This window comes from Streptomyces sp. NPDC002886 (genome assembly GCF_042888445.1).
Lineage (GTDB): Bacteria > Actinomycetota > Actinomycetes > Streptomycetales > Streptomycetaceae > Streptomyces.
In genome coordinates this window covers 208,817-225,445 of record NZ_JBIAPV010000008.1, presented here as the reverse complement: position 1 = coordinate 225,445, position 16,629 = coordinate 208,817, and the positions used below count along the sequence as shown (strand labels likewise).

Annotated in this window: 10 protein-coding genes; 7 read left to right on the top strand and 3 right to left on the bottom strand. The window is 70.6% G+C overall.

Annotated elements, in window-relative coordinates; genetic code table 11:
* Nucleotides 1-68 precede the first annotated feature (68 nt).
* The 3 genes from ACFYYB_RS30790 (at nt 69) to ACFYYB_RS30780 (ending at nt 4,231) form a co-directional block, all read left to right on the top strand.
* Nucleotides 69-1,010, top strand: a complete 942-nt coding sequence (locus ACFYYB_RS30790; RefSeq protein ID WP_389439316.1) for a FadR/GntR family transcriptional regulator — start codon at nt 69-71, stop codon at nt 1,008-1,010.
* Nucleotides 1,011-1,498: 488 nt separating this feature from the next.
* A complete protein-coding gene (locus ACFYYB_RS30785; RefSeq protein ID WP_389439314.1) occupies nt 1,499-3,103 on the top strand; it encodes an RNA polymerase sigma factor in 1,605 nt (534 codons plus the stop codon).
* Between the two features lie 168 nt (nt 3,104-3,271).
* Nucleotides 3,272-4,231: a S1 family peptidase gene (locus ACFYYB_RS30780; protein ID WP_389439312.1), complete on the top strand. Its 960-nt coding sequence runs from the start codon at nt 3,272-3,274 to the stop codon at nt 4,229-4,231.
* A gap of 130 nt (nt 4,232-4,361) precedes the next feature.
* Here ACFYYB_RS30780 and ACFYYB_RS30775 read toward each other — a convergent pair whose 3' ends face one another.
* Nucleotides 4,362-4,598, bottom strand: a complete 237-nt coding sequence (locus ACFYYB_RS30775; protein ID WP_112449103.1) for a hypothetical protein — start codon at nt 4,596-4,598, stop codon at nt 4,362-4,364.
* A 447-nt stretch (nt 4,599-5,045) separates the two neighbouring features.
* On the opposite strand from ACFYYB_RS30775, the gene ACFYYB_RS30770 reads away from it, so the two are divergent.
* The 3 genes from ACFYYB_RS30770 to ACFYYB_RS30760 all read left to right on the top strand — a co-directional run bounded on the left by ACFYYB_RS30770 (nt 5,046) and on the right by ACFYYB_RS30760 (nt 9,492).
* Complete coding sequence (locus ACFYYB_RS30770) at nt 5,046-7,166, top strand: type IIA DNA topoisomerase subunit B (protein ID WP_389439309.1); 2,121 nt, start codon at nt 5,046-5,048, stop codon at nt 7,164-7,166.
* A gap of 188 nt (nt 7,167-7,354) precedes the next feature.
* On the top strand, nt 7,355-7,903 hold the full coding sequence (locus ACFYYB_RS30765) for a DUF485 domain-containing protein (RefSeq protein WP_327304177.1): 549 nt from the start codon (nt 7,355-7,357) through the stop codon (nt 7,901-7,903).
* Nucleotides 7,900-9,492, top strand: coding sequence for a cation acetate symporter (locus tag ACFYYB_RS30760; RefSeq protein WP_389439307.1), 1,593 nt, complete (start codon nt 7,900-7,902; stop codon nt 9,490-9,492). Before ACFYYB_RS30765 ends, ACFYYB_RS30760 begins: the two co-directional genes overlap by 4 nt.
* 94 nt (nt 9,493-9,586) lie before the next feature.
* Here the strand turns inward: ACFYYB_RS30760 and ACFYYB_RS30755 are convergent, their stop codons facing one another.
* Both ACFYYB_RS30755 and ACFYYB_RS30750 read right to left on the bottom strand, forming a co-directional pair.
* The gene (locus ACFYYB_RS30755; protein WP_389439305.1) at nt 9,587-10,330 is read right to left on the bottom strand and encodes a response regulator; all 744 of its coding nucleotides are present in this window, start codon (nt 10,328-10,330) and stop codon (nt 9,587-9,589) included.
* Nucleotides 10,327-11,937 (bottom strand): ATP-binding protein, encoded by a 1,611-nt coding sequence (locus tag ACFYYB_RS30750; protein WP_389439303.1) that lies wholly within the window; start codon nt 11,935-11,937, stop codon nt 10,327-10,329. Before ACFYYB_RS30750 ends, ACFYYB_RS30755 begins: the two co-directional genes overlap by 4 nt.
* A gap of 239 nt (nt 11,938-12,176) precedes the next feature.
* Between ACFYYB_RS30750 and ACFYYB_RS30745 the strand changes: the two genes are divergently transcribed.
* Entirely contained in the window at nt 12,177-16,469 is a 4,293-nt protein-coding gene (locus ACFYYB_RS30745) for a discoidin domain-containing protein (RefSeq protein ID WP_389439301.1), read from the top strand.
* The last annotated feature ends 160 nt before the right edge of the window (nt 16,470-16,629 follow it).

Genomic DNA, 16,629 nt, shown 5'->3' with positions numbered 1-16,629 from the left:
CCCCGCAAAAGGCCCGGTTCTTTACGATAAGTCGTCAATTGCGTAGGTGGCACCGATCACCCTTTCGTGTGCTTTTCACCAAAGACCTCAAGGGTCGCGGAGACACAGCCGACAAAGGATTCGTGAGTACCCTTGCGCACACCATGATGACCGCCGCCCGCCATGCCGATTCCGGCCTCGCCGGCGCGGGCGAACTCGACCGCTACCCCTACCCGGAGGCCTCGGGGGCCGACCGGGTGGGAGTGCCCCACTGGGACGGATCCGACGTCGAGTTGAGCCGGGTCGGCCGCCGCGCCGCGGGCAGCCGCGGACGCGGCCTGCACGGCCAACTCGTCCAGCAGCTCGGCCAGATGATCGTTTCCGGCGACCTCGGCGCGGACCGCCCGCTGGTCCCCGAGGAGATCGGGCAGCGTTTCGAGGTCTCCCGCACCGTCGTCCGCGAATCGCTGCGGGTCCTGGAGGCCAAGGGCCTCGTCAGCGCCCGCCCGAACGTCGGCACCCGGGTCCGCCCGGTCGCCGACTGGAACCTGCTCGACCCCGACATCATCGAATGGCGCGCCTTCGGCCCGCAGCGCGACGACCAGCGCCGCGAACTCGGCGAGCTCCGCTGGACCATCGAACCGCTCGCCGCCCGTCTCGCCGCCGGCCACGGCCGCCCGGAGATCCAGCAGCGCCTCGCCGACATGGTCGAGATCATGGGGCACGCCCTCGGGCAGGGCGATTCGATCACCTTCGCGCGCGCGGACCACGAGTTCCACGCGCTGCTCATCCAGGTCGCGGCCAACCGCATGCTGGAGCACCTCTCCGGCATCGTCTCCGCCGCGCTGCAGGTGTCCGGCAGCCCCATCACCGCCTGCGACCGCCCCAGCGAGACCTGCGTCGCGCACCACGCGCGCATGGTCGAGTGCCTCGCCGCCGGCGACGCGGTGGGCGCGGAGAACGCCATGCGCCAGCTTCTGACGGTGCATCCGGAAGTCGAGCGTGTGGTCCCCGCCCCGCGCGAGCACTGACGAGCCGCAGCGCACGGGCGTGGGGCGCGTCGACGGGGAGCCCGTCGCGGGCGGCACCCCCGGAGGGAGCCCGGGGCGGCTCCGCCGGGGCCTGGGCAGGGCTCCCCGGCCGGGTCCTGAGCGCCCCGGCCGCCCGCCCGGCCCCGTTCCGGACGCCGGGACCCCGCTTCGGCCCCGCTTCCGGGGAGTCGTCCGGCCCGCGAAACGGGGCGTGTTCGGACACACCGGGCGTGCAGAAATAACGGTATGACCGGCATGGCATCAAACAGGGTGTGACTCGGGCCACGAAGATTGGGCGTAACGCTCCGCGAGGTCACGCGATGACCTAAGAGGTGATGGCCGACGGAGGGAAGACAGCAGCCCTTGGGGGTGCTGTGCAGCTCCCCGGCCCCTGCCCGCGCCCCCGGCCCATCCCCAGTCGGTGGTCGTCGGCTCCGGTCCAGCACCACCAGGCCGGGGTCGGAAGCCGTTTCCATCGTTCCGAGAGGTTGTTCGTGTCGGCCAGCACATCCCGTACGCTCCCGCCGGAGATCGCCGATTCCGAGTCTGTGATGGCGCTCATCGAGCGGGGCAAGGCCGAGGGGCAGATCGCCGGCGATGACGTGCGTCGGGCCTTCGAGGCTGACCAGATTCCTGCGACCCAGTGGAAGAATGTTCTGCGCAGCCTCAACCAGATCCTTGAGGAAGAGGGTGTGACGCTGATGGTCAGTGCCGCGGAGTCGCCCAAGCGCACCACCCGCAAGAGCGTCGCAGCGAAGAGCCCCGTCAAGCGGACGGCCACCGAGCCCGTCGCCAAGAAGGCCGCGACCGGGCCGGCGGCAGCGCCCGCCGCCGCACCGGACGCGGTGGCCGGGACGGCGGAACCGGATACCGCGCAGGTGGAAACCGGCGTCGATGCCCTCGCGGAGGGGACCGCGACCGAGCCCGCCGCCAAGAAGACGGCGGCGAGGAAGACGGCGGCGAAGAAGGCCGCGCCCGCCAAGAAGACGGCGGCGAAGAAGACGGCGGCCAAGAAGACCACCGCCAAGAAGGACGCCGACGAAGGCGACGAGGAGACCACGGAAGAGGGTCCCGGAGCCGCCAAGGCCGAGTCCGAGGACGAGGAGGAAGGCGCCGAGAGCAAGGGCTTCGTCATCTCGGACGACGAGGACGACGCCCCGGCCCAGCAGGTCGCCGTCGCCGGTGCCACCGCCGACCCCGTCAAGGACTACCTCAAGCAGATCGGCAAGGTTCCCCTCCTCAACGCCGAGCAGGAGGTCGAGCTCGCCAAGCGCATCGAGGCCGGCCTCTTCGGCGAGGACAAGCTCGCCAACTCCGACAAGCTGGCGCCCAAGCTCAAGCGCGAGCTGGAGATCATCGCCGAGGACGGCCGCCGGGCCAAGAACCACCTGCTGGAGGCCAACCTCCGCCTCGTGGTCTCCCTCGCCAAGCGCTACACCGGCCGCGGCATGCTCTTCCTGGACCTGATCCAGGAGGGCAACCTGGGTCTGATCCGCGCCGTGGAGAAGTTCGACTACACCAAGGGCTACAAGTTCTCCACGTACGCCACCTGGTGGATCCGGCAGGCGATCACCCGGGCCATGGCCGACCAGGCCCGCACCATCCGCATCCCGGTGCACATGGTCGAGGTCATCAACAAGCTGGCCCGCGTCCAGCGCCAGATGCTCCAGGACCTGGGCCGCGAGCCCACCCCGGAGGAGCTGGCCAAGGAACTCGACATGACCCCCGAGAAGGTCATCGAGGTCCAGAAGTACGGCCGCGAGCCGATCTCCCTGCACACCCCGCTCGGCGAGGACGGCGACAGCGAGTTCGGCGACCTCATCGAGGACTCCGAGGCGGTCGTCCCGGCCGACGCCGTGAGCTTCACGCTCCTGCAGGAGCAGCTGCACTCGGTCCTGGACACGCTGAGCGAGCGCGAGGCGGGCGTGGTCTCCATGCGCTTCGGCCTCACGGACGGCCAGCCCAAGACGCTCGACGAGATCGGCAAGGTCTACGGCGTCACCCGTGAGCGCATCCGCCAGATCGAGTCGAAGACCATGTCGAAGCTCCGCCACCCGTCCCGGTCCCAGGTGCTTCGCGACTACCTCGACTGATCCAGCCTGATCCGGCCCGATCCAGCCTGATCCGGACCGATCCCGCCGGATCCGTCCGGCGCGGCGAGGGGCTCGTCGCAGGTCGTCGCCGGTGGCCGCGCGGGTGCGCACGGCCACCGGGCGTCCCACTCTGAGTGGAGTCATGCACACTCGGAGTCAGGAGGCCTCATGCGTCGTCCCTTTGCCCGTGTCCTGGCGGGAGCGCTGACCCTGGCGGCGGGAGCGGCGGCGGCGCCGCTCTCCCAGGCGCCGCGAGCGGCCGCGGACAGCGTGGTGATCGGCGGGAAGCCGGTGAAGGTGGCCGATGCCCCGTGGGTCGTGGCCCTCGCCAGCCGTGACCGGTTCGGGGGTACGCGAGGCGGCCAGTTCTGCGGGGGCGTCCTCGTCACCCCGACCAAGGTGGTGACCGCGGCCCACTGCCTGGCGCGTCAGGTGCTGGGAGGTCCGGTCGACTCCGTCCGCGATTTCCGTGTGATCACCGGGCGTACGGAGCTGCGCGCGAGCGAGGGCCGGGAGATCGCGGTGCGTTCCGCCCGGGTGAACCCGGCGTACGACGCGGGCAGCAATGCCGGCGACCTGGCCGTCCTGGAGCTGGCCGAAGCCGTGTCCGCGCAGCACGTGCTGCCGATGGCCGACCTCGGGCATCCGGCCTACGGGGCCGGTACCGAGGCCGCCGTGTACGGCTGGGGCGACACCAGTGGCTTCGGCGACTACGCCTACGGGCTGCGGGCCGCCAGGGTGACGGTGCTGGCGGACGAGGTGTGCGGGCGTGCCTACCCGGGAGACGCCGACGGTCAGTACCGGGCCGACTCCATGGTGTGCGCGGGGGACCGCGAGGGCGGCAAGGACGCCTGCCAGGGGGACAGCGGCGGCCCCCTGGTGGCCCAGGGGAGGCTGATCGGTCTGGTGTCCTGGGGGCGCGGCTGCGGGCGGGCGGACAGCCCGGGGGTGTACACGCGGATCGCACCGCTGATCGGCTTCGTCGCCGAGCCCGTCAACGGCCCGGAGACGACCCGGGGGGAGCTGGGGCGTCCTGGTGGTCGCGGAGTCCTGTGGACGGACGTACGCCCCGCCCAGGGGCCCGGGAGGGGCCTCGCGGCGGGGGACCTGCCCGCACTGAAGCGTTGAGCCCCGTCCGGACGTGAGGCCGAAGCCCGTCCGGACATGAGGACGGGCGGTCCCTCTGGGTCGCAGAGGTACCGCCCGTCGACCGGCATCGCCGGTCCTGGCTCGTCGGATGCGAGGTGTAGGCCTTGTGTCAGCGGTCCTCGGGTTCGGCGGCACTGGCCGCCGGAGCGGACGTAAGCCGCTCGGTCTCATCCTGTATTTCCGCGGCGATCTTCTTGAGTTCCGGCTCGAACTTGCGTCCGTGGTGGGCGCAGAAGAGCAGTTCACCGCCGCTCAGCAGGACGACGCGCAGATATGCCTGGGCGCCGCAGCGGTCGCATCGGTCAGCGGCCGTCAGCGGGGTCGCGGGTGTCAGAACAGTAGTCACGTCGCCTCTTCTCTAGCTCGACGAGCTGTCGTACCAGGGTCAACATCCAACCAGGCCGAAAACGTTCCCGCTCGCGGCTTTTCCTCGAAACTTCCTTCCGAAGCTGGCCGGCTGTTGCCGGTTGGCGGCGAAGGAGCCGTATTGCGTTGCTTTACGGTTTCGCGTTGTCAGGTCGTTCGCTTGTCGCAGTTCTGTCCTCTCCCGGCTGAGTGCCGGATGTTGATGAGGACGTGCCCGAACACTAAATGGTTCATGCGCGGAAGGGAACGTGATGTTTGCTTCACCCTCACGGGGGATCGAACAGGCGTACGGATCTGCACTAGGCTGATGAAGGGGCTGGGATGGCGTTGCATCGGCTCTACCAGGCCTCGGTACCCTTCCAACGGCAACCGAGCCACCACTGCGCCCGACCGGGCCAGAAAAAGAATTCAGCGAGGAGCGAACTGCGTGACCGCCGACACGTCCGTGCCTTCCAGCGCACTGCTGACCGGAGCAGACCGGGACGGCTCCAACTACACCGCGCGGCACCTGCTCGTCCTCGAGGGCCTCGAGGCCGTCCGCAAGCGCCCCGGCATGTATATCGGCTCCACCGACAGCCGGGGCCTCATGCACTGCCTCTGGGAGATCATCGACAATTCCGTCGATGAGGCCCTGGGCGGCTACTGCGACCACATCGAGGTGATCCTCCACGAGGACTCCTCCGTGGAGGTCCGCGACAACGGCCGCGGCATCCCCGTGGACGTCGAGCCCAAGACCGGCCTCTCCGGCGTCGAGGTCGTCATGACCAAGCTGCACGCCGGCGGCAAGTTCGGCGGCGGGTCGTACGCGGCCTCCGGCGGCCTGCACGGCGTCGGCGCCTCCGTCGTCAACGCCCTCTCGGCGCGTCTGGACGTGGAGGTCGACCGGGGCAGCGCCACGCAGGCCATCAGCTTCCGCCGCGGCGTCCCCGGCATGTTCACCGAGCAGGGCCCCGACAGCCCCTTCGACCCCGCCAACGGCCTGCGCAAGGGCAAGCGGATCGCCAAGGGCAAGACGGGCACCCGGATCCGCTACTGGGCCGACCGCCAGATCTTCCTCAAGGACGCCAAGCTCACGCTGGACACGCTCTACCAGCGCGCCCGCCAGACGGCCTTCCTCGTACCCGGCCTGACCATCGTGGTCCGCGACGAGCGGGCCCTGGAAGGGGCCGGGAAGACCGAGGAGACCTTCCGCTTCGACGGGGGCATCAGCGAGTTCTGCGAGTACCTCGCCCAGGACAAGGCGGCCTGCGACGTCCTGCGCCTGACCGGCACGGGGATCTTCAAGGAGACCGTCCCGGTCCTCGACGACCGCGGCCACATGACCCCCACCGAGGTCACCCGTGAGCTCGGCGTGGACATCGCCCTGCGCTGGGGCACGGGCTACGAGACGAACGTGAAGTCGTTCGTGAACATCATCGCCACCCCCAAGGGCGGCACCCACATCTCCGGCTTCGAGCGCTCGGTCACCAAGACCGTGAACGAGGTGCTGCGCTCCGCGAAGCTGCTGCGCGTCGCCGAGGACGACGTGGTCAAGGACGACGCGATGGAGGGCATGACGGCGGTCGTCACCGTCCGCCTCGCCGAGCCGCAGTTCGAGGGCCAGACCAAGGAGGTGCTCGGCACCTCGGCGGCCACCCGGATCGTCGCGGCCGTCGTCGCCAAGGAGCTCAAGGCCTTCCTGACCTCCACCAAGCGGGACGACAAGCAGCAGGCGCGCTCCGTGATGGAGAAGATCGTCGCGGCCGCCCGGACCCGGATCGCGGCCCGCCAGCACAAGGAGGCGCAGCGTCGCAAGACCGCGCTGGAGTCCTCCTCGCTGCCCGCCAAGCTGGCCGACTGCCGCAGCGACGACGTGGAGCGCAGCGAGCTCTTCATCGTCGAGGGGGACTCGGCTCTCGGTACGGCCAAGCTCGCCCGAAACTCCGAGTTCCAGGCGCTGCTGCCCATCCGGGGCAAGATCCTCAACGTCCAGAAGTCCTCGGTCTCGGACATGCTCAAGAACGCCGAGTGCGGGGCGATCATCCAGGTCATAGGAGCCGGCTCGGGCCGGACCTTCGACATCGACGCCGCCCGGTACGGGAAGATCGTCCTGCTCGTGGACGCCGACGTGGACGGCGCGCACATCCGCTGCCTGCTGCTCACGCTCTTCCAGCGCTACATGCGCCCGATGGTCGAGGCGGGCCGGGTCTTCGCGGCCGTGCCGCCGCTGCACCGGATCGAGCTCGTCCAGCCGAAGAAGGGCCAGGACAAGTACGTCTACACGTACTCGGACAACGAGCTGCGCCAGACCCTTCTGGAGTACCAGCGCAAGAACATCCGGTACAAGGACTCGATCCAGCGCTACAAGGGCCTCGGCGAGATGGATGCCGATCAGCTGGCGGAGACCACCATGGATCCCCGTTTCCGCACCCTGCGCCGGATCAACATCGGCGACCTGGACTCGGCCGAGTCGGTCTTCGACCTGCTCATGGGCAACGAGGTGGCCCCGCGCAAGGAGTTCATCACCAGCTCCGCGGCCACCCTGGACCGCTCGAGGATCGACGCCTGACCCGCCCCGGGGGGCCGTCCGGGATCACCGGCGGACCTCCGGTGGCACTTCCGGGGCACTGGCACACCCGCGCTCTTCACTCCATCACCTGATGGAGTGAAGAGCACCGGGACACCAGTCCGGAAACCGTCCCTCCCGCACATCCTTGTGGGCACGCGGCCACTGCGGCGGCGGACAAGGAGAGTTCGGTGGACAAGCACGAAGGTCGTGATGCCGGAACGATCCGGCTGGACGACCCCTGGTACGACGCGCTGGCCGTCGGTTGGGGCGAGGGCGATGGTGCCGGCGTAGGCGAGGGGCCGGGTGGAGCGGCGGGCGGCGGAGCGGAAACGTCACCGCCGAACTCCTCCCCGGGTGGCGCGCCCGCGCGCGCTGCCTCCGACATCTACCTCGAAGTGCAGCGCAGCGCGGCCTTCCAGGAGGTGCGCGGCCGCTACCGGAGGTTCGTCGTCCCCGCGACCGCCGGCTTCTTCCTCTGGTACGTCGCCTACGTGATCGCCGCCACCACGGCGCCGGAGATGATGGCCCGGCCGGTGTTCGGGTCCGTCAACGTGGCCCTGCTCGCGGGCCTGGGGCAGTTCCTCAGCACCTTCCTGCTGACCTGGGCCTACGCCCGTCACGCCCGGCTGCGGCGCGACCGCGCGGCGCTGGACCTGCGCTGGACGGTCTTCGAGCAGGAGCAGGTCCGCCGGGCGGACGCCGGGGAGCGCACCCGGGGACGGGGGGCGGGCCGGTGACCACCGAGCACCAGACCCTGGCGCTGCTCCTGTTCAGCGTCTTCATCGCCGTCACCCTCGGCATCACCACCTGGGTGAGCCGCAACCGGCACGGTTCGGCGGAGGAGTTCTACGCGGGCGGGCGGCTGTTCTCCCCGATGGAGAACGGTTTCGCCATCGCCGGCGATTACATGTCCGCCGCTTCCTTCCTCGGCATCTCCGGCCTCATCGCCCTCTTCGGCTACGACGGCCTGCTGTACTCGGTGGGCTTCCTCGTCGCCTGGCTGGTCGTGCTGTTCCTCGTCGCCGAACTCGTCCGCAACTGCGGTCGGTTCACCCTCGCCGACGTGGTCGTCGCGCGGATGAAGGAACGCCCGGTGCGGATCGCGGCCGGGACCTCCTCGGTGGTCGTCTCCGTGCTGTACCTCGTCGCGCAGATGGTCGGCGCCGGCAGCCTCGTCGGCCTGCTGCTCGCCGATTCGGGCCGGGCCGCACGGACGCTGACGGTCATCGGGGTCGGCGCGCTCATGGTGATCTACGTGTCCTTCGGCGGCATGCGGGCCACCACCTGGATCCAGATCGTCAAGGCCGTGCTGCTGATGGGCGGGGCGATCACCCTGACGGTGCTCGTACTGCTGCGCTTCCACGGGAACTTCGACCAGCTGCTCAGCACCGCGGCCGAGCGCAGCGGGCACGGCGACCGGTTCCTGGGCCCCGGGCTCAAGTACGGCGGCGACTGGACGGCCCGCTTCGATTTCATGAGCCTCGGGCTCGCCCTGGTCCTGGGGACGGCCGGGCTGCCGCACATCCTGTCCCGCTTCTACACGGTGCCCACGGCGCGGGCGGCCCGCCGGTCGGTGGTGTGGGCGATCGGGCTGATCGGCGGCTTCTACCTGATGACCATCGTGCTCGGTTTCGGCGCGGCGGCGCTGCTCGGGCCGCAGGAGGTCAGGGCCTCCAACGCCTCGGGGAACACGGCGGTTCCGCTGCTCGCGGCCTTCCTGGGCGGCGGGGCCGACTCGACCGGCGGGGCGGTGCTGTTCGCCTTCGTGGCGGCCATCGCCTTCGCGACCATCCTCGCGGTGGTCGCGGGGATCACCCTCGCCTCGTCGGCCTCCGTCGCCCACGACCTGTACGCCTCGCTCAAGCGCCGCCACGCCCGCCAGCGCAGCGAGGTGGCGGTGGCGAGGACGGCGGCGGTCGGGATCGGGGCGGTGGCGATCGCGCTCGGTCTGCTCGCCCAGGACCTGAACGTGGCCTTCCTCGTGGGTCTGGCCTTCGCGGTGGCGGCCTCGGCGAACCTGCCGGTGCTCCTGTACTCGCTGTTCTGGCGCGGCTTCACCACGCGGGGCGCCGTCTGGTCGGTGTACGGGGGACTGCTCCCGGCCGTGCTGCTGGTGGCCCTGTCTCCGGTGGTCTCGGGCAGCCCCGAATCCCTCTTCCCGGGCGTGGACTTCCAGTTCTTCCCGCTCCAGAACCCGGGCATCGTGTCCATCCCGCTGGGCTTCCTGGCGGGCTGGCTGGGCACCGTGACCTCGGCGGAGGAGCCGGACGAGCGGCGGCACGCGGAGACCGAGGTCCGCGCCCTGACGGGGGCCGGGGCGGTGTAGGGCCGGCGCGACGGGGGAGCGGGATCGGCCGGGAGGTCGGCTGGCTGGCCGGTCGGTCGGTCGGGCCTGCGGGCGGATGGTCGGCCGGGCGGTGTCAGCCGGTCGTGGGCGGACGCCAGGCGTATCGGTGTTCGGGGCGGCCCGTCTCGCCGTACCGCAGGGCGAGGACCACGCGGCCGGCGCGGTCGAGGAGCTTGAGGTAGCGCTGGGCGGTCTGGCGGCTGATGCCCGCGCGGTCGGCGATCTGCTGGGTGGAGAGCGGGCCTTCGGCCGCGCGCAGGATGCCGCGGACCAGGTCGGCGGTGGTGGGGGAGTGGCCCTTGGGGAGATCGCTCGGGGCGTCGGCGCCGGCCGCGGCGAGGGCGCCGAAAATCCGGTCGACCTCGGACTGCTCGGCCTCGCCGCCCGTGTCCAGGGTGCGCCGTAGGGCCGCGTAGGCCTCCAGGCGGGCGCGCAGGCCCGCGAAGGTGAAGGGTTTGACCAGGTACTGGAGGGCGCCGAGACGCATGGCGGCCTGGACGGTGGCCAGGTCCCGGGCGGCGGTCACCATGATCACGTCGGTGCGGTGGCCGCGTTCGCGCAGGCGCCTGACCAGGTCGAGGCCGTTCTCGTCGGGGAGGTAGTGGTCGAGGAGGATGAGGTCCACGGGGCGGGAGTCGAGGAGCGCCAGTGCCTCCGCCGCGGAATGGGCCTGGGCCGCGACGCGGAAGCCGGGGACCTTGGCCACGTAGGCCGCGTTGATCCGGGCTACGCGCAGGTCGTCGTCGACGACCAGGACGTCGAAGGCCCCGGACATCCCGGCTGCCTCGGATGTCCCGGGCCGGCCGGCATCGTTCATCGCAGGGCCTCCGGGAGCACGACGGAGAATTCCGCTCCGCCGCCGGTCGCGTCGCCGGCCCGGACCGTGCCGCCCTGCCGTTCGGCCAGGCGCCGGACCAGGGCGAGACCGAGCCCGCGTCCGCGGTGGGCGCCGCCGGCCTGGGGCTCCTTGGTCGACCAGCCCTCGGTGAAGATCTCCTCGCGGCGTGCCACCGGGACGCCGGGGCCGCTGTCGCGGACCCGCAGGACCGCGGTGCGGCCGTCCGCCCGGATGTCGACCTCGACCAGCGGCGCGGCCGAACCGACGGCGGCGTCCAGCGCGTTGTCGACCAGGTTGCCGAGGATGGTGACCAGACCCCCAGGGTCGACGAGGCGGTCGGGCAGCAGTGCGGAATCGGCCAGCCGCAGGGGGACGCCCCGCTCCGCCGCCACCGTGGTCTTGCCCATCAGCAGGGCGGCGAGCAGGGGGTCGTGCACCTTCTCGGTGACCTGCTCGGCGGTGCTGCGGTGCACGCCGACCACCTCCGTGACGAACTCCACGGCTTCCTCGTACAGGCCCAGTTCCAGGAGCCCGAGGAGGGTGTGGAGCCGGTTGGCGTGTTCGTGGTCCTGAGCGCGCAGGGCGTCGATCAGGCCCTTGGTGGAGTCGAGTTCGCGGCCCAGGTGCTCCAGCTCGGTGCGGTCGCGCAGGGTGGCCACGGCTCCGCCGTCCTCGGTGGGCATCCGGTTGGCGACCAGCACCCGGGGGCCCTGCACGGTGAGCAGGTCGCGGCCGGTGACCCGGCCGGTGAGGACGTCGGTGGTGCGGCCCGCGCCGAGCACCTCGTCCAGAGCGCGCCCCGCGACGGCGCCGGCGGCCTCGGGGGCGAGGCCGAGCAGCCGGGCCGCCTCGTCGTTGACCAGCCGGATCCGGCCGGTCCGGTCGAGGGCGATCACACCTTCCCGGATGGAGTGCAGCATCGCCTCGCGTTCGGCGAGCAGGCCCGCGATATCCGAGAAGGCCAGGTCGCGGGTCTGCCGGTGGATCCTGCGCGAGAGCAGGTAGGCGGCGAGAGCGCCCGCCGCCAGGGCGCCGCCCGCGTACGCGAGCAGGCCCGGGATGGCGCCGAGCAGACGGCCCTGGACGCTGTCGTAGGCGATGCCGACCGAGACGGCGCCGACGACCTCGCCGTCGGCGGCGAGCAGGGGGACCTTGCCGCGCGCGGAACGGCCCAGGGTGCCGTCGTCGATCTCCATGACCGGGCGGCCGGCCAGCACGTCGCGGGGGTCGGTGGAGACGGGCCGCCCGACGCGGTCGGGGCTCGGGTGCGAGCGGCGGATGCCGTCCAGGTCCATGACCACCACGTACTCGGCGCCCGTGGCCGAGCGGATCCGCTCCGCGGCGGCCTGTACGGGGCTGTCGGGCGAGGGCGCCGAGCCGAGGAGGCCGGCGGCCAGGGAGGGGTCGGCCGCGGCGCTCTGGGCGATGGCCAGGGCGCGCCGCATGGCCTGGTCGTCGAGCTGCGCGCTCAGCGGGGCCAGGAACAGGCCGGTGGCCAGCGCGAGGACCCCGGCGGCGATCGCCAGCTGGGTCAGCAGGATCTGCGAGGCGGCCCGTCTGGGCAGCCCGAGGCGCCGAGCGCTCATGGGGAGGAACCGCGGGGACTGCATGAGTACGAACGGTAGGGCGATTCGGACGTAAGCGGAATGTGGCCCCCTCACGCAAATCGCTTGCGTTATTTGCGCCCAGCTTGCGCAAGTGATGAAGGCATAAAAGTGCTGTCAGGGATGTAGACGACTCGGCAAAGCTCTGCAACTCTCGCACCGAACATCGCAAATTCCTATCTCCCATGGTTCAGAAAGTTCATGTCGAGGGACGAGGACATATGAGAAGGCACAACTGGAGATGGCGGACCCTGGCCGCCTTGATCAGCACGGCCCTGCTGATGCTGGGCTGGCCCGCTCTGACCGCCGTGGCCGCCGGCGGACCGAGCGTCTCGGCAGGCAGGCCCGCCGCCGCGAGCAGTACCAACGGCGCCTACGCCGCCGCCAACGTCACCGACGGCAACCAGTCCTCGTACTGGGAGAGCGCCGGCAGCACCCTCCCGCAATGGGTGCAGACCGACCTCGGAGCCACCACCCGCGTCGACCAGGTGGTGCTCAAGCTCCCCGCCTCCTGGGAGAGCCGCAACCAGACCCTGTCCGTCCAGGGCAGCGCCGACGGCACCAGCTTCAGCACCCTCGTGAGCTCGGCGACCTACACCTTCGGCCAGGGCGCCGGAAACGTGGTCACCATCGGCTTCCCGGCCACCCAGGCCCGGTACGTGCGGATCGACATCACCGCCAACACCGGCTGGCAGGCCGCCCAGCTCTCCGAGCTGGAGGTCCGCGCCCCCGGTGAGTCCGGGACCAACCTGGCCCTCGGCAAGACGCTCACCGCGAGCAGTAACACCCAGGTCTACGTACCGGGCAACGCCAACGACGGCAACGCCGCCAGCTACTGGGAGAGCGTCAACAACGCCATGCCCCAGTGGCTCCAGGCCGACCTCGGCTCCTCCGTCCGCGTGGACCGCGTGGTCCTCAAGCTCCCCGAGAACTGGGGCGCCCGCACCCAGACCCTCAAGATCCAGGGCAGCGCCAACGGCACGGACTACCTCGACCTGACGGCGTCCAAGGGGTACGACTTCAGCCCCGCCGGCGGCAACACGGTGAGCATCACCTTCGACGCCACCACCACCCGCTACGTACGGGTGTGGATAGCGTCCAACTCCGTACAGCCCGGCGGGCAGCTCTCCGAGCTGGAGATCTACGGCCCGACGACCGGCGACACCCAGGCCCCGACAGCCCCGACGGCGCTCGCCTACACCGAGCCCGCCACGGGCCAGATCAAGCTGACCTGGACCGCCGCCACCGACAACACGGGCGTCACCGGGTACGACGTCTACGCCAACAACCAGCTGCGCACCAGCGTCGCGGGCAACGTCACCACCTACACCGACACCCAGCCGGTCTCCGCGAGCGTGACCTACTACGTCCGGGCCAAGGACGCGGCCGGCAACCAGTCCGGGAACAGCAACAGCGTCACCCGGGCCGGCGACACCGGTGACACCCAGGCCCCGACCATCCCGGGCGCCCTGACCTTCACCGAGCCGGCCGCCGGGCAGATCAAGCTGGCCTGGCAGGCCTCCACCGACAACACCGGCGTCACCGGCTACGAGGTGTTCGCCAACAACGTCCTGCTCACCACGGTCGCGGGCAACGTCACCACCTACACCGACACCCAGCCGGCCACCGCCACCGTGAGCTACTTCGTGCGGGCCAAGGACGCGGCGGGCAACCGCTCCGGCGACAGCAACTCCGTGACCCGCAACGGCAGCGGCGGTACGGGCGGCTCCAACCTGGCCGTCGGCAAGCCCATCGAGGGCTCTTCCGTGATCCACACCTTCGTCGCGGAGAACGCCAACGACAACAGCACCTCCACCTACTGGGAGGGCGCCGGCGGTGCCTACCCGAGCACCCTGACCGTCAAGCTCGGCGCCAACGCCGACGTCGACCGCCTGGTCCTCAAGCTCAACCCGGACAGCAGCTGGGGCACCCGCACCCAGAACATCCAGGTGCTCGGCCGCGAGCAGAGCGCCTCGGGCGTCACCGGCCTGGTGGCCGCCAAGGACTACGTCTTCAACCCGGCCTCCGGCTCCAACACCGTCACCATCCCGGTCGGCGCCCGGGTCGCGGACGTGCAGCTGCGCTTCACCTCCAACACCGGCTCCTCCAACGGCCAGATCGCCGAGTTCCAGGTCATGGGGGTCGCGGCGCCCAACCCGGACCTCCAGGTCACCGCGGTGAGCGCCAGTCCGGCCGCCCCGGTCGAGTCGGACTCCGTCACCCTGTCCGCCACCGTCAAGAACACCGGCCCGGCCGCGGCGCCGGCGACCTCCGTCTCCTTCCAGCTCGGCGGCTCGAAGATCGCCTCCGCCACCGTGCCCGCGCTGGCCGCGGGCGCCTCGGCCACCGTCACGGCCGCCATCGGACCGCGCGACGCGGGCAGCTACCCGCTGAGCGCGATCGTCGACGAGGCCAACACGGTCGTCGAGCAGAACGACACCAACAACAGCCTCACCGGCTCCCCGCTGGTGGTCCGCCCGGTCGACAGTTCCGACCTGGTGGCCTCCTCCGTCGGGTGGTCGCCGAGCGCCCCGTCCGCCGGTCAGTCCGTGGGCTTCTCCGTCACGGTCAAGAACCAGGGCACCGTGGCCGCCGCGGCGGGCACCCACAACGTCACCCTCACGCTGCAGGACGCGGGTGGCGCGACCATCCGTACGCTGACCGGATCCTTCAGCGGCGCCCTCGCGGCCGGTGCCTCCTCGGCGCCGATCGCACTCGGCAACTGGACCGCGGCCAACGGCAAGTACACCGTCAAGGTGGTCCTCGCCGACGATGCCAACGAACTGCCGGTCAAGCGCGCCAACAACACCTCCAGCAAGCCCTTCTTCGTCGGCCGCGGGGCGAACATGCCCTTCGACACCTACGAGGCCGAGGACGGCGTCGTCGGTGGCGGAGCCAACGTGGTCGGCCCCAACCGGACCGTCGGCGACATCGCGGGCGAGGCCTCGGGCCGCAAGGCCGTGAACCTGGACGCGACGGGCGAGTACGTCGAGTTCACCACCCGGGCCGCGACCAACACCCTGGTCACCCGCTTCTCCATCCCGGACGCCCCGGGCGGCGGCGGCATCGACTCCACCATCAACGTCTACGTCAACGGCGTCCTGAAGAAGGCCCTGCCGCTGACCTCGAAGTACGCCTGGCTCTACGGGGCCGAGGCCGGACCGGGCAACGCCCCGAGCGCCGGTGCCCCGCGGCACATCTACGACGAGGCGAACATCCTCCTCGGCGAGACCGTCCCGGCGGGCAGCAAGATCCGCCTCCAGAAGGACGCGGCGAACACCACCACCTACGCGATCGACTTCGTGAGCCTGGAACAGGCCACGGTGATCGCCAACCCCGACCCGGCGACCTACGCGGTGCCCGCCGGCTTCACCCACCAGGACGTGCAGAACGCCCTGGACAAGGTCCGCATGGACACCACGGGCAAGCTCGTGGGCGTCTACCTGCCGCCGGGCGACTACGACACGGCGAGCAAGTTCCAGGTGTACGGGAAGGCCGTGCAGGTCGTCGGCGCCGGACCGTGGTTCACCCGCTTCCACGCCCCGTCCTCGCAGGACAACACCGACAACGGCTGGCGCGCGGAGGGCACCGCGAAGGGCTCGTCCTTCACGGGGTTCGCCTACTTCGGCAACTACACCTCGCGCATCGACGGTCCGGGCAAGGTCTTCGACTTCGCCAACGTGACCGACATGACCATCGACAACGTCTGGAACGAACACCAGGTGTGCCTCTACTGGGGCGCCAACACCGACCGGATCACGATCAAGAACTCCCGGATCCGCGACACCTTCGCCGACGGCATCAACATGACCAACGGCAGCACGGACAACCTCGTGGCCAACATCGAGGCCCGTTCCACGGGTGACGACAGCTTCGCGCTGTTCTCCGCCATCGACGCGGGCGGCGCGGACATGAAGAACAACGTCTACGAGAACCTGAGCGCCATCCTGACCTGGCGCGCGGCCGGTGTCGCCGTCTACGGCGGCTTCAACAACACCTTCCGCAACATCTACATCGCCGACATCCTCGTCTACTCGGGCATCACCATCAGCTCGTTGGACTTCGGGTATCCGATGAACGGATTCGGGACCGACCCGACGCTCTTCGAGAACATCTCGATCGTCCGGGCCGGAGGCCATTTCTGGGGGGCGCAGACCTTCCCCGGAATCTGGATCTTCTCGGCTTCCAAGGTGTTCCAGGGAATCCGCATCAACAACGTCGACATCGTCGATCCGACCTACAGCGGAATCATGTTCCAGACGCAGTACGTCGGCGGCCAGCCGGTCAATCCCATCAAGGACACCATCCTGAAGGACATCACCATCACGGGGGCGAAGAAGAGCGGTGACGCCTTCGACGCCAAGTCCGGATTCGGTCTCTGGGCGAACGAGATGCCCGAGGCGGGACAAGGGCCGGCGGTGGGTGAGGTCACCATCCAGAACCTGAGGATGAGCGACAACGCCGTGGACGTGCGCAACACGACCTCGACGTTCAAGATCAACCAGCTGCCGTAGCGGGCGGCCGGTCCAGGGCGCAGAGGGCGGCGGGGCATCCCTTCGGGGTGCCCCGCCGCTCGCCCGTGCCCCCGCCCGTGTGCTCGCCGCCCGGAAGCCGGCCGAGGCCGGTGGGACACGGGGGGTTCCGCGCCGGTTTCCGATGGGCCAAACTGGCCGT